This window comes from Sorangium sp. So ce117 (assembly GCF_051524395.1).
GTDB lineage: Bacteria > Myxococcota_A > Polyangia > Polyangiales > Polyangiaceae > Sorangium > Sorangium cellulosum_B.
The window spans coordinates 10,235,852-10,249,629 of sequence record NZ_CP150309.1; the positions used below are offsets into that span (position 1 = coordinate 10,235,852).

General features: G+C 73.6%; 13 protein-coding genes. 6 read left to right on the top strand and 7 right to left on the bottom strand.

The window, feature by feature from the left end:
- Positions 1–61: 61 nt before the first annotated feature.
- The gene (locus WMF46_RS38300; RefSeq protein WP_437981752.1) at positions 62–1,231 is read right to left on the bottom strand and encodes an HlyD family secretion protein; all 1,170 of its coding nucleotides are present in this window, start codon (positions 1,229–1,231) and stop codon (positions 62–64) included.
- Positions 1,232–1,404: 173 nt separating this feature from the next.
- Between WMF46_RS38300 and WMF46_RS38305 the strand changes: the two genes are divergently transcribed.
- The 6 genes from WMF46_RS38305 (at position 1,405) to WMF46_RS38330 (ending at position 9,540) form a co-directional block, all read left to right on the top strand.
- Positions 1,405–1,620, top strand: a complete 216-nt coding sequence (locus WMF46_RS38305; RefSeq protein ID WP_437294983.1) for a microviridin/marinostatin family tricyclic proteinase inhibitor — start codon at positions 1,405–1,407, stop codon at positions 1,618–1,620.
- Between the two features lie 352 nt (positions 1,621–1,972).
- Positions 1,973–2,209 carry a microviridin/marinostatin family tricyclic proteinase inhibitor gene (locus tag WMF46_RS38310; protein WP_437981753.1) on the top strand — a complete coding sequence of 79 codons (237 nt, stop codon included), beginning with the start codon at positions 1,973–1,975 and terminating at the stop codon, positions 2,207–2,209.
- 51 nt (positions 2,210–2,260) lie between these two features.
- Entirely contained in the window at positions 2,261–3,253 is a 993-nt protein-coding gene (locus WMF46_RS38315; protein ID WP_437987987.1) for an MvdC family ATP-grasp ribosomal peptide maturase, read from the top strand.
- Positions 3,250–4,275 (top strand): MvdD family ATP-grasp ribosomal peptide maturase, encoded by a 1,026-nt coding sequence (locus tag WMF46_RS38320; protein WP_437981754.1) that lies wholly within the window; start codon positions 3,250–3,252, stop codon positions 4,273–4,275. The genes WMF46_RS38315 and WMF46_RS38320 overlap by 4 nt, the downstream gene beginning before the upstream one ends.
- 180 nt (positions 4,276–4,455) lie before the next feature.
- Positions 4,456–8,415 carry an AAA family ATPase gene (locus WMF46_RS38325; protein WP_437981755.1) on the top strand — a complete coding sequence of 1,320 codons (3,960 nt, stop codon included), beginning with the start codon at positions 4,456–4,458 and terminating at the stop codon, positions 8,413–8,415.
- A 36-nt stretch (positions 8,416–8,451) separates the two neighbouring features.
- A complete protein-coding gene (locus WMF46_RS38330) occupies positions 8,452–9,540 on the top strand; it encodes an AAA family ATPase (RefSeq protein WP_437981756.1) in 1,089 nt (362 codons plus the stop codon).
- Positions 9,541–9,573: 33 nt separating this feature from the next.
- On the opposite strand, the gene WMF46_RS38335 is transcribed toward WMF46_RS38330, so the two are convergent.
- The 6 genes from WMF46_RS38335 to WMF46_RS38360 form a co-directional block, all read right to left on the bottom strand.
- Positions 9,574–10,116: a hypothetical protein gene (locus tag WMF46_RS38335; RefSeq protein ID WP_437981757.1), complete on the bottom strand. Its 543-nt coding sequence runs from the start codon at positions 10,114–10,116 to the stop codon at positions 9,574–9,576.
- Positions 10,117–10,284: 168 nt separating this feature from the next.
- Positions 10,285–11,214: a hypothetical protein gene (locus WMF46_RS38340; RefSeq protein ID WP_437981758.1), complete on the bottom strand. Its 930-nt coding sequence runs from the start codon at positions 11,212–11,214 to the stop codon at positions 10,285–10,287.
- A gap of 323 nt (positions 11,215–11,537) precedes the next feature.
- Entirely contained in the window at positions 11,538–11,927 is a 390-nt protein-coding gene (locus WMF46_RS38345) for a YidH family protein (protein WP_437545047.1), read from the bottom strand.
- Positions 11,928–11,961: 34 nt separating this feature from the next.
- Complete coding sequence (locus WMF46_RS38350) at positions 11,962–12,681, bottom strand: molybdopterin-dependent oxidoreductase (protein ID WP_437981759.1); 720 nt, start codon at positions 12,679–12,681, stop codon at positions 11,962–11,964.
- Positions 12,682–12,724: 43 nt separating this feature from the next.
- Positions 12,725–13,105 carry a dihydroneopterin aldolase gene (locus tag WMF46_RS38355; protein ID WP_437981760.1) on the bottom strand — a complete coding sequence of 127 codons (381 nt, stop codon included), beginning with the start codon at positions 13,103–13,105 and terminating at the stop codon, positions 12,725–12,727.
- 235 nt (positions 13,106–13,340) lie between these two features.
- Positions 13,341–13,652 carry a hypothetical protein gene (locus WMF46_RS38360; RefSeq protein ID WP_437711098.1) on the bottom strand — a complete coding sequence of 104 codons (312 nt, stop codon included), beginning with the start codon at positions 13,650–13,652 and terminating at the stop codon, positions 13,341–13,343.
- Between the last annotated feature and the right edge of the window lie 126 nt (positions 13,653–13,778).

A 13,778-nucleotide genomic window follows, 5' to 3' on the forward strand; every position in this document is an offset into this window, starting at 1 on the left:
GCTGCGCGCTCCGGCGCGGATCGTGGCGAAGATCGTCGATCGGCGCCCGCCGTCCCCTGGCTCACCCGTCCGCTCCGCCGCGGACCCGCACGATCTGCCCTGCTGCCCGCAGCACGAGCGACGCCGGCGAGACGCGCTCCATCTCGATGACGACGTTGCCGGGCAGCCCGTGCTGCATGGGGATCGGCGACGCGGGATCGGGGCGCACGCCGAGCTCCACGCGGATGCGGCCCTCCTGCGCCTCGCTGGCGACGCGCTCGACGGTGGTGGCCAGCGTGCCGTATTCGGTCCAGGGGAACGCGTCGAGGCGCAGGCGCCCCGCCTGCCCCGCGCGGATCCGCCCGACGGAGGAGGGCGGGAACTCCGCGATCACCCTGAGCTCGCCGGGCGGGACGACGGCGGCCACGACGTCCCCTTCGCGCACGAAGGAGCCGGCCCGCAGCACCGTGATTTCACCGACCCGCCCGGCGATCGGGGAGCGGATCTTGCGCCGCTCGATCTCGGCGAGCAGCCCCGCGATCGTCGCCTCCAGCACGAGCCGCTCCCCCTCCAGCGAGGCCGCCTCGCGGTCGAGCCGCGCGAGCTCGGCCTGCTGCTCGCTCTGCCCCGTGCGTCGCTCGACGCCGGCCCGCGCGGCGGCGCGGTCGAGCGCCTCGGTCGCCGAGCGCCGCGACAGCGCCTCGGCCGCGAGCCGCGCCGCCTCGGCCTCGGACACGAGCCCGTCCTGCCGCAGGCGCACGGCCCGCGCCGCCTCGAGCTCCTGGAAGCGCGCGCCCGCCTCCGCCTCCTTGAGCCGCGCCTTCGCCTCGTCGATGCGCGCACGCGCCGCCTCCGCCCCGTCGCGCAGCGCCCGCGAGCGCGCCGCGATCTCGGCCCGGAGCGGCCCCATCTGCCCCGCGATGGCCGAGAGCCGGGCCTGCTTGTCGTCCATGTCGCGGCGGAGCGGCTCCACGTCGAGCTCGACGAGGACGTCGCCCGCGGCGACCTCGGCCCCGAGGAGGTCGAGGCGGACCGCGGCGACCCTCCCGCCGAGGGGGGCCTCGACGCGGTGGGCCGCCTGCCCCACCTCGAGGCGCGCGCTCACGCTCGCCTCGTACTGCCCGACGCGCGCGAGGAAGAACCACGCGAGCCAGCCTCCGAGCAGGAGCGCGCCGATCGCGGCGCCGACGATCGAGCCGCGATGGCCGTCGGTCGCGATCGCGTGGATCGAGCGTGAGAACCCGGCGGGCATGAGGGGTCGCGCCAAGGTACACGAGCGAAGGATGCGCAGGAAGTCGCACCCATCGCCCGGGTAAAGGCGATGAGCCTCGCAAAACTTCACGTGCGGCGCGGACCGATTGAATGAATGCTCTCCTCCGCGGCTCTGCCGCGAGATAGTCATTCCATTCCATCTGGAGGTCCCCCATGGCTGATATCGATCGTGATGGCGAGCAGAACGAGCAAACGGAGCAGGCGGAGACGGTGCCCTTCTTCGCTCGCTACCTGGAAGATCAGAAGCGCATCCGGACCGGCGTCAAAGCCGGCGGCATCTACCAGACCCTCAAGTACCCGTCGGACAGGGATGAGAACGTCACCATGAAGTACCCCTCCGACGGCGACGAAGATCTGGCCCTGAAGTGAACCGCGAACGCCGCGCGGCGGGGAACCGCCCGCGGCCGAGCGGAACCCACCGAAATCGCCCGCAACATCCCGTAGCCGCGTAACCCCGTAACAACACGCGACCCCGCGACCACGCGTAATCAAGCTCAACACGATTCAACACCTTTAAGCGCCCGAGATTGAAAGATCGCCGCAACAGCGGAATCGCAGCATCACGGGATGGCGGAATTGCGACGTCGAGCCGCTGCAATTGTGCTGGAAAGCGTTGAAGATCGCGCCCGGGCTTGCGCCCCCGCCTGGCTGCTCGCTATGTTAGCCCTCTTGCCCTCGGCGGCTCCGTCGCCGCGGCAACGCAACCATCTGGAGGTATCCCATGGCCGATATCGACAACCGTGAGCCCGAGCAGCAGGAGCAGAAGGACGACGCCGAGGCGGTGCCGTTCTTCGCTCGCTTCCTGGAGGATCAGAAGCGCGTCCGTACCGGCGTCAAGGCCGGCAGGCCGCCCTTCCAGACGCTGAAGTACCCGTCGGACCAGGAGGACGGCGGGGGCGGCGGGAAGGACCCCATCTTCACCACGCTGAAGTACCCTTCGGACGGCGACGAGACCTGAGCACCGCATGGACCGCCCGCGCCCGTGCGAGAGAGGCACCCTGACGTGACGATGGCGAGCGCGAGCGTCCTCCTGGTCTCGCACTCACAGGACGACTTCGGGATCGGGCGCGTGGCGGAGGCGCTGCGAAGGCGCGGCGCTCGCCCCGTCCGCCTGGACGTCGACCGGTTCCCTCGCGACATCACGCTCTCGACGGCGCTCGGGCCGGGCGGCGTGCGCCGCCGCTTGGAGGACGCCGGGGCCGAGATCGGCGGAGACGAGATCTCCGCGGTCTGGCTCCGGCGCCTCTGGGCGCCGAACCTCGGCGAGGGCATCCCCGAGGAGTACCGCGGCGCGTGCGTGCGCGAGTCGATGGCGGCGCTGACCGGCTGGCTGCGCGGGCTCCCCGCGCGGCGCTGGATCAACGAGCCCGCGGCCGAGGAGCGCGCCCAGGACAAGCTGCGCCAGCTCGCGGCGGCGGCGTCGGTTGGCCTTCGCATCCCCGACACGGTGGTGACGAACGACCCGGCCGAGGTCCGCGGCCTCTTCGCGCGCCTCGGGGGGAACGTGGTCGCCAAGATGCTCACGCCCTTCTCGACAAGCCTCTCCGGCGGCGCGCCGTTCGTCTTCACGCACGCCGTCGCGGAGGCCGACCTCGACGCCCTCTCCGGGCTGCGCCAGAGCCCCATGATCTTCCAGGAGCGCATCCCCAAGGCGCGCGAGCTGCGCGTCGCCTGCGTCGACGGCCGGTGCTTCCCGGGCGCGCTCGACGCGACCCGCTACGAGTCGGTCGCTGTCGACTGGCGCCACCCGGACGTGAGCGAGATCGGCATCGGGTGGGAGCCGGACGCCCTCCCGCGCGACGTCGAAGCGCAGCTCGGCGCGCTCCTTCGCGCCCTCGGGCTGGTCTTCGGGGCCGTCGACCTCATCCGGACGCCGGACGGAGAGCACGTCTTTCTCGAAGTGAACCCCGCCGGCGAGTGGGGCATGCTGGAGCGGGATCTCGGGCTGCCGATCGCCGACGCGCTGGCGGAGGCGCTGCTCGCTCCGACGGAGAACCGGTGACAGTCCTCATCATCACGCACAGCGAAGACAACGAGTGCATCGACCGCGTCGCCGCCGCGATCGCCAGGCTGGGCGGCCAGGCCTTCCGCTTCGACACCGACGCCTACCCGGCGGGAGCGCGGCTCTCGCTCTCGTCGGGGGACGGCGCGGGCCGCTCCACGCTGACCACCCGGGACGGCGCGCTCGACCTCGGCGACGTGACCGCCGTCTGGTATCGCCGGGTCGCCTACGGCGCCAGGCTGCCCTCGTCGATGGATCCGCAGCTCCGGAGCGCGTCGATTCAGGAGGCGAAGCAGACCGCGGAGGGCATGCTCGCGGCGTTCCGCGTCCCGCAGGTCGACCCCTTGCCGGCGGTGCGCTTCGCGTCGAACAAGCAGGTGCAGCTCGACATCGCGCGCGAGGTCGGCCTCGACACGCCGCGCACGCTCACGACCAACGACGCGGACGCGGCGCGGGCCTTCGCCGCGACCTGCCCGGGCGGGGTGATCGCCAAGATGCTCTCGTCGTTCGCCGTCTACCGCGACGGCGAGGAGCACGTGGTCTTCACGAACGCCCTCGAGGCCAAGGACCTCGCGGACATGCGGGGGCTCTCGCTCTGCCCGATGACCTTCCAGGAGAACATCCCGAAGGCGCGCGAGCTGCGGGTCACGGTCGTGGGCGAGCGCGTCTTCACGGCCTCGGTCGACTCGCAGGCGGCGCCCGGCGCCGAGGTCGACTGGCGCCGGCAGGGGATCGAGCTCATCGACGCCTGGCGCAAGGACACGCTCCCGCCCGACGTCGAGACGGGCGTGCTCCGGCTGATGGATCAGCTCGGCCTCAACTACGGCGCGATCGACATCCTCCGCACGCCGGACGGCCGGCACGTCTTCCTCGAGGTCAACCCGTCCGGCGAGTTCTTCTGGCTGGAGCGGAACCCGGGGCTCCCGATCAGCGAGGCGCTCGCCGAGGTCCTGCTCGGCAGGGCGCCGCGGCGCGGCTCGTGGAGCGCCTTCCTCCACACGCCCGCGACGCAGCCCCGCTGAGGCGGTGGCGCAGCGCCGCCTCAGCGGACGCACGGTGCCGTCCGCCCGCCGCTTCCAGCACGACACGACCTGCGCAACGCGCCCCTGCGCCGCGCGGTGCGGCTTGACAACGCCCGGAGGTTCCGCACTTGCTATCCGTTCAGGGGAGGGCACCGCCCCCTGCGCCCGGCAAGCGATCTCGTGAAGATCCTAGAGCTCCACCTCCTCGCGTTCGGCCCCTTCACGGATCTCCGGCTCGACTTCTCCTCGCCGTCGCCGGGCCTCCACGTCGTCTACGGCCCCAACGAGGCCGGGAAGAGCACCGCGCTCCGGGCGATCCGCGGCCTGCTCTACGGCATCCCGCACATCACGCCCGACGCCCACCTGCACCACAACACCGATCTCCGCGTCGGCGGCCGGCTCGCGGGCAGGGGCGACGCCGCGCTCGCGCTCGTCCGCCGCAAGGGGCGCGTGAAGACGCTGCGCGACCCGGACGACACCCCCCTCGACGACGCCGCGCTCGCGCCGGTGCTCGGCGGCGTGACGGAGGAGCTCTTCCGGACCTCCTTCGGGCTCACCCACGAGACGCTCCGCCAGGGCGCCGAGGCCCTGCTCCAGGGCAAGGGCGACGTCGGTCAGAGCCTGTTCGGCGCGGGGCTCGGCGGGCCGGGGCTGCATCAGCTGCTCGCCACGCTGCGCCAGGAGGCGGACGAGATCTTCACGCCCCAGGCGAGGACCCGCCCCCTCAACGAGGCGATCAAGGCCTTCGAGGCGGCCCGCAACGGGGCAAGGAGCGCCGCTCACCCGCCCGCGGACTGGACGCGCAAGCGGCAGGAGATCGACGAGCAGCGGGCCGAGCAGGAGCGCGTCGACGCGGAGCTGCGCGCGCTCCGGTCGACCGACAAGCGGCTCCGGCGCGCGCTCCGGGTGCTCCCGCTGCTGGAGGCGCGGCGCGCGATCCTGGGCCGGCGCGCCGCCCTCGGCCACGTCGTCCTGCTGCCCGAGAGCGCGCAGCGCGACCGCGAGGACGCCCAGGATCGCGCCGCCGACGCGAGCGCCCAGGCCTCGCGGCTCCGCGCCGACATCGCGGAGCTCGAGGCCCGCCACGCCGCGCTGGAGGTCCCCGCGTCGCTCGCGGACCTCGACGCGGGCGCGATCGACGGCCTCGTGACCCGGCTCGGCAGCCACCGCAAGGCCGCCGTCGACCTGCCGCGCGTCCGGGCGGAGCTCCACGGCGTCGAGGAGGACGCGCGCGCGATCCTCCGCAGGCTCGGGCGGGACGCCTCGCTCGCCGGCGGCGACGACCCCGAGCGGCTGGAGGCGATGCGCGTCGACGTCGCGACCGAGGCGCGCATCAAGAAGCTCGCCCGCGAGCGCGGCGCCGCCGAGGCCAAGCCGCGCGAGGTGGAGCGGCTGCTCTCGGCGCACCGCGCGCGGCGCGACGCCTGCGCGCGCAGGCTGGCCGAGCTGCCGCCGGGCGAGGACCCCGCCCCGCTCCGAGGCGCGCTCTCTCGCGCGCAGAAGCAGGGCGACCTCGAGCACCGCCTCCGCGAGGCCGCCGCCGCGGCGGCGCAGCTCGCCCGCGACGCCGACGCGCAGCGCGATCGGCTCGGCCTCGCGGCAGCGCGGCGGGCGCGCCTCGACGTCGACGATGCAGCGCGGCGGGCGGGCCTCGACGCGGGCGGCGCGCCCGAAGGCCGGCCGCTCTCCGCGGCCGAGGCGAGCGCCCTGCCCGTCCCGCTCCCCGAGACGGTCGACCAGGCGGCCGCGCAGTGGGGCGCGCTCGCCCGGGAACGCGAGCGGCTCGGCGAGCGCGCCGCCGAGATCGAGGCGCGCCTCCGCGAGAGCGCCCGCGAGATCGACGCGCTCCAGCGCGCCGGCGCCGTCCCCACGGAGGCCGACCTCGCGGAGGCGCGCGAGCGCCGGGACGCCGCCTTCAAGGCGCTGGTGCGCGCCCTCCAGGCGAAGGCGGGCGCCCGCGCGGCGGCCGCGTCGATCCACACCGCCTCGCTCTTCGACCTCGGCGCGGACGCGCCCGCCTCGCCCGGGGGGCGGCGCAGGCCGTCGCTCGCCGCGCGCGACGAGCCGCCGGCCGCCCGGGGGAAGCCCGACGACTACGCCGACCTGGTCCGCGCCGCCGACGCCCTCGCCGATCGGCTGCGCCGCGAGGCCGACCGGGTCGCCCGCCTGGCGCGGCTGCTCGCGGACGAGGCGCGGGCCCAGGCGGACCAGGCGCAGCTCGCCGCGGAGCGCGCCGCGCTGGCGCGCCGGGCCGAGGAGGCCGAGGCCGCGTGGCTCGAGCTGTGGCGGCCCGCGGGCGTCGCCCCGCGCTCCCCCGAGGAGATGCGCGGCTGGCTCGGCCGCTACGCGGCCTTGACCGCCACGGTCGACCGGCTGCGCGCCGCGGAGGCCGAGGCCGAGGCGCTGCGGGCCCGGATGCAGGCGCACGCCGCCGAGCTCCACGCGGCGCTCCAGGGCGCCCGCGCCGCGCCGGGCGCCTCGCGCGGCGACGCGGCCGGAGCGGGCTCGCGCGGCGACGCGGCCGGAGCGCCGGAGGACGCGCCGGCGCGCCTCCCGGCGCTCGTCGAGGCCGCGGAGCAGGAGCTCGCGGCCATCGAGGGCGCGGCCCGGGAGCGCAAGGAGCTCCTGCGGGAGCGCAAGGAGCTCGAGCGCGAGATCGAGGACCTCGAGCGCGAGCAGGCGCAGCACACGCGCGCGCTCGAGGCGTGGCGGGCCGAGTGGGCCGAGGGCGTGCGGCCGCTCGGCCTGCCCGGCGACGCCTCCGCGGACGAGGCCACGGCGATCCTCGACGAGCTCGGCGCGCTGTTCCGCAAGGCGGACAGCGCCGCCCACGAGCGCCGCCGGGTGCGCGGCATGGAGCGCGACGCCCGGGCCTTCGGGGCCGACGTCGCGGAGCTCGCGTCCCGGCACGCGCCGGATCTCGCCCCGCTGCCGGCGGATCAGGCCGCCGATCAGCTGATCAAGCGCCACCACAAGGCGCGCGCCGACCTCCGCGAGCGCGGCGAGATCGCGCGGAGCCTGGCCGACAAGCGCCGCGAGCTGGATCAGCAGGACGCGCGCCGCGCGGCCGCCGAGGCGCGCCTCGCCAAGCTCTTCGAGGCGGCGGGCGTCCCGCGCGGCGGTGACGACGCCGACGACGTCGCCGCGCTCTCCCTGGCGGAGGAGCGCTCGCGCGAGGCGCGCCGGCTCGACCGCGAGCTCGTCGAGAACGAGGGCAAGCTCCTCGAGGCGGGCGAGGGCGCGGGCATCGCCGCGCTCGAGCAGGAGACCGCCGGGGTGGAGCGGGACGCGCTCGCGCTCGAGCTCGACCGGGCGGAGGAGCGCCTCGCGGCGCTCGAGGACGAGCGGCGCCGGATCGACAGGGCGCTCGGGAGCCTGGAGCAGGAGCGCGAGCACCTCCGGGCGACGGTGGGCGCCGCGGAGGCCGCCGCGGAGGCGCAGATCTGCCTCTCGCACCTGCGCGGCGAGGTGCGCCGCTACGTGCGGGCGCGCCTCGCCGCGGTGCTGCTCGAGCGCGAGATCGAGCGCTACCGCGAGCGCAACCAGGGCCCGATCCTGGCGCGCGCGAGCGCGCTCTTCCACCGCCTGACGCTGGGCGCCTTCGCCGGCCTCCGGGTGGGGTACGACGAGAGCGAGCAGGCGATCCTCCGCTGCGTCCGCGCGGCGGCGTCCGGCGCGGGGGTCGGCGGGGCAGCGGCCGCGAGGGCGCCCGCGCCGGACGGCGCGGCGGAGCTCGCCAAGGTGCCCGCGGACGCCGCGGTAGAGCCCGCGAACCCGTCGGCGGACGCAGCGCCAGAGCCCGCGAAGGCGCCCGCGGACGCAGCGCCAGAGCCCGCGAGGGCGCCGGTGCAGCGCGAGGTCGACGTGACGGGCCTGAGCGACGGCACGCGCGACCAGCTCTACCTCGCGCTGCGCCTCGCGAGCCTCGAGCACCACGCGCGGACGGGCGAGCCGATGCCGCTCATCCTGGACGACATCCTGATCCACTTCGACGACGACCGCGCCCGGGCTGCCCTCGCGGTGCTCGGCGAGCTCGCGGGGACGACGCAGGTGCTGTTCTTCACGCACCACGCGCGGCTCTGCGAGCTCGCGCGCGAGGCGGTGCCGGCCGACGTGCTCCGCGAGCACCGCTTGCGGTAGCAAGGCCGGTCACCGCGATAGGCTATCCTGGGCGGGATGACGGTCCAGGAGCTCCACGTCGCGGGATACCGCTCGATCCGCGAGCTGACCCTCCCCCTCGCGCAGGTCAACGTCATCGTCGGACCGAACGGCGTCGGCAAGACCAACCTCTATCGCACCATGGTGCTGCTCGGCTCCGCGGCGAGCGGGACCTTTGCGCGCACGCTGGCCGAGGAGGGGGGGATGCCCTCGGTGCTCTGGGCCGGCCAGCGCAGCAAAGGCCCGGTGCGGATGACGCTGCGGGTGCGGCTGGATCAGCTCGTCTACGAGCTCCAGTGCGGGCTGACGCCGCCGCCGGGAGGGCCGTTCGAGCTGGACCCGGACATCAAGGAAGAGAACCTCTGGTTGCTCGACAAGCGCCGCCGCCTGCCGATGCTGGAGCGGGCCGCGGGCTCGGCCTTCGCGCGCGACGCGGACGGCCACCGCGTGACCTTTCCCTTCTCGCTCTGGGGCTCGGAGTCGGTGCTGGCGCAGGTGGTGGAGCCGCACCGCTTTCCGTTGCTCTCGGTGGTGCGGCAACAGCTGATGAACTTCCGGTTCTATCACCACTTCCGCACCGACGCCGGCGCGCCGTTGCGGGTCGAGCAGGTCGGGGTGCGGACGCCTGTGCTCAGCGCCGATGGCCACGATCTCGCCGCGGCGCTGGCGACGATCCTCGATATCGGCGACAGGGTCGCCTTGAAGGACGCCGTCTCCAGCGCGTTCCCTGGCGCGTCCATCGAGGTCTCCTCGACGCAGGGGCGGTTCCGCGTCGAGCTCCGGTTGCCAGGGATGTCGCGGCCGCTCGACGCCCGCGAGTTCTCGGACGGCACGGCGCGCTATCTCTGCCTCCTGGCGGCGCTGCTGAGCCCGAGGCCTCCGCTGCTGATGGCGCTGAACGAGCCGGAGACGAGCCTGCATCCGGATCTGCTCGGGCCGCTCGGGGATCTCCTTGTGCACGCGGCATCCCGGAGCCAGCTGTGGATCACGACGCACTCCCGCCCGCTGGCGGAGCGGATCCGGAAGGCGACGCCCTGCCGGCTCATCGAGCTTGGCAAGGATGGTGGAGAGACGGTGCTGGCGAGCGGCGCGGCGGAGGAGGAATGACGTCCGCCATCAACGACACAGCTCTCCTCGTGTTCATTTGAGGATCCATCGAAGCACGGGACCAGCGACGACGACGAAGGCCGCCTGGCCCGGAAGCACAGGACTCTCCCCGCCGAGCCACTGCACATGGGCGCTCGTCGACCAGCCCAGCGGCCCTGCGAAGTACGAGTTGACCTGCGCATGCCCGCCTATCGCCACCCCGGCGACGCGCCCGCACAAGGCGGCGCCACACGACGGCATGTCGTAGAGCCCGACCGATGGCCCCAGACTGAAATTGCCTTCGTCCCACGCAACGCCGACCTCGAGTGACGTCTGATTGTAGACACCGAGCCCGCCGTGCTGGGGCCCCAGGTGGATGGTGCACAGGTCGTGGACCGTGAACACGAAGTCTCGCTCGAAGGGCCACGATATCGCCGCTTGTGGACCCACCGAGGGGCGATAATCGTCGCCGATCTCAATCCACCCGATGCTCGCACCGGCGCTGATCTCGGCCGCTCCTGCGCGCGCCGGCGCGGCGAGGAGCGGGAGGACGACCACGACCGCCCATGGGATCTCCTGCCAGCCTCTTGTGCCCATGGTACCTCCCCTTTCCCCCAGCGGACGAGCGACGTGACGACGCGAGCCGTCCTACTGACGGTGAAATTGGACGTCAACCGGGATTCCCGCGGGTGAACGCTCACGGCTCAGGGCGTGATCCGGGAAGCCCCGGCGTCGCCGTCTCCGAGGTGGCCGCCGACGACACGCTCACTCCGGACACGGCGCGACGCACCCCTCACCGCCGCAGTCGACGCCGGCCTCGTCGCCGTTCTTCACGCCGTCCGTGCAGGTGGGCGCCTCGCAGGCGCCGGCCCAGCACACGCCGCTCTTGCAGTCCGCGCCGGTCTGGCAGCCCCGGCCCGGCTCGCAGCGCGGGCAATACAGCTTGCCGCAGTCGACGCCGGACTCGCGGCCGTTCTTCACCCCGTCGCTGCAGTTCGGGATCATGCAGCTCCCGCTCGTGCACACGCCGCTCATGCAGTCCGCGGCGGCGCGACAGCGGTCGCCCGCCTGACAAGGGCGGCACGGGCCACCGCAGTTGAAACCGGTCTCTCCGAGGCCCACGTCTTGCTCGTCGTTCACGCAGTGCCCCGGAACGCACCAGACGCCATCACACGCGAGCCCGCCGGGACAGGCCAGCGCGGGATCTTCATCGAAGCACTGCACGCAGGCGCCTTCGTGGCACCGCCCCTCGCCCGACGCGGGGCAGGTGACATCGTTCAACAGGAGATGCTGCGGCGCATCGACCTCGCAGACGTCGAGGGTGCATTGGTTGCCATCATCGTAGACGTCGTGAGCCGACGCGCTGACCACACGGCCATCGGTCGTGCACTGCTCTACCTTGCAGTCGCCCCGGATCTGCGACGCCAGCGGCCCGTCGTGGATCTCCACCGCGCACGCGCCGTCCACGCACCTCCCCGCGCCGCATCGCGGGTCCGGCGGGCCGGGGCACTCGTCGTCGCCCTCGCAGCGGCCGGGCGGCACCACCCCGGAGCACTCTGCAGTGCCCTCCGCGCACTCGTCGCAGGTGCGGCACTCTTCGAAGCAACCCGGCTTCTCCTCGCCGAGCGCACAGCAGATGACCTTACCCGGTTCGCCGCAGACACAGTGTTCATCGACGCAGATCGTGCCTGGCACGTTCTGTAGGTCCGACTGGCAGTGATCCGTCGTCGCGCATTTTCCGCCTATATAAGGCCCATCGCCACATGCAAAGAACGTCGCTGGGCCGATGAGAAGAATGGAACCAACAAACCAAGGCGCGATGGGCCTACCCATGCTCCAGTCCTCCGGCACGAGGCTGAGGCGCGGCACCCTGGCGGCCCCAATCCGCCGGGGTGTCGTTTGCCTGTCATCCGAGGCGCGCACTATGCCGCGTCGGGCCCACGGGCGTCACGCAAGTTTTCGCCAGAATGCGCCGCTGGCGAGGCGGCCTTCCAGCAGGGCAGGCCACTGCCTCCGGTTCACGAGGCGAACAGCCAGGCGATGCTCGCTGCGCCGGCCAGGAAGAGCGCCGCCGTGAAGATCAGGATCGCCGTCCGGTCGGGGCGGTACTCCCCGCGATCGATGGCGCGAGCGACGCGCAGGTAACGCACCGCCGCCCACGCGATGAGCGCCATCCCGAGCACGACCATCCCCGCGCCGAGGCCCACGACCTCGCGCAGCAACGACCGCGGCCCTCCCGGCGCGGCCGGCGGCCCCGCCTCCAGGAAGTAGAGGCTGACCCGGTTGAGCGTGATGCCGAAGCTGAGCAGCGCGATCGCCGTGCGCACGTAGGCGAGGTGCGTCCGCTCGTTGGCCAGGTGCTCCCTCGCGTAGGCCTCCGTGCGCTTCACGCTCTCCTCGCCGGGCATGCTGGCTCGCCCTCCTCGTCGCGCGGCGCCCGCTTCAGCGGCGGCCGTACCGATCGTCGAACCACGGGTACGCCGTGTTCGAGTAGCCGCGGACCTCCCAGAACCCCGGCTGATCCGCCGCGGTGAACGTGATCCGCCGGATCCACTTCGCGCCCTTCCAGGAGTAGAGCTGCGGCGTGATCATCCGCACCGGGCCCCCGTGCTCGCGCGGCAGCGGCTTGCCCTCCCAGGTGTGGACGAGCAGCACGTCGGGCAGCATGGCCTCCTCGAGCGGCAGGTTCGTCGTGTAGGGGGTCTGCGTGCCGGGCGCGATGTCGCTCGCCTCGATCAGCACGAAGCGCGCGTCCGCGAGCGGGCGCGCGCGCTCCGCGAGGGCGGCGAACCGGACGCCGATCCAGTGGTTGTCCAGGCGGCTCCAGGTGGTCACGCAGTGGAAGTCGGACACGTCGAGCGTCTGCGGCAGCGCCATGAACTCTTCCCAGGAGTAGGTCCGCGGCGCCTCGCAGAGCCCGTCGATCTCGAGCTGCCAGCGGTCGGCCGGGATGTCCGGCGTATCGCCGAGATCGAGCACCGGCCAGCTCGTCACCTCGCGCTGCCCGACCGGCAGCCTCGGCATCCCGTGCCGGTTCGGCGGCCCGCTGCCCATCGGCGCGAACCCGTCGAAGGCGCCCTTGCCGCGCGCCGCCTGCCGCGCGGCGAACGCCTGCTTGCGCTCGATCAACGACCTCGCCCGCCGCCCCGCGTCGTCCCCCATCACGTGACCATGGCGAGAGCTCCAGACGCCTGCAAGAGCGAGCTCATCCGACCTTGCGGCCCGAGAGCTCCACGGAGGCGGCATCCACCGACACCGACGTCGGGGGGCCGAACTTCTTGACCTGAACGGTCACGAGGAGGGCCGGCGTGTCGTCGAGCACCCGCTCGATGATGCGCTCGGCGAGCGTCTCGAGCAGCTTGTACGACGCGCTCGTGCCCGATTCGACGACGAGGTTCGCGAGCCTGTCGTAATCGAAGACGCGCGCGCGCGTGTCCGCTCGAGGCAACAGCGAGACCGGGAGCTCCACCTCCAGGCACACGACGAAATCCTGGGGCAGGTCGCGCTCGGCGCGAGACACGCCGTGCTTGGCGCGAAAGCGGATGCCGTCAAGGCGGATCCGGTACGTCTTGATCGCGGACTCCATCGGCGCCCCCTAGCACGCCTTCCGGCCGGCTTCCGCCGCAAGAATGCCAGGCGTCAGGCTCGCCCGCTCGCCGCGGCCTTCCCGTCGCGCGGCGGCCGCCTCGGCGGCGCGGGCGGCCTTCCCGTCGCGCGGCGGCCGCCTCGGCGTGTCCCGGCGCGGGCGGCCTTCCCGGCGCGACCGCCCCCGAGGCGCGCGGCGCCTGCGCGCCTCGTGCCTGCGCGCCTCGTGCGCGACGTCAGAGGAGAGGCCGCTTGAAGCACACGGCTTCGATCTTCGCGGTCATCTCGCTGCGCAGGAACTGCACCGGCTCCCAGCCTTCCTGCCCGAACCGCTTGAGGACCGGGTTCCATCCGGCCGTGGTGGTCACCTCGAACACCTGACTGTCGCTGACGCGCGCCGTCTCCACGTCCACGCACCGAACCTCCCACCGGGGCGGATCGGTCCCCGCCTGCACCGGCGGCACCAGGAAGCGCGGCGCGACGTACGACGCGGAGCAACCGAAAAGAAATGCGACGGCGATGGCTGTCCCGGAGCTGAGCTTCGGCATGAGCGGTCCTTTCCTGCGGGGTCGACTCGCGAAGGCGTATCGACGCTTCGTGCGCCACGTCAACTGGGAACGGCGCGCGCGCCGGCGCGGAGCGCGCCGGCTCCTCGGCCGTCACCGGCGCGTGTC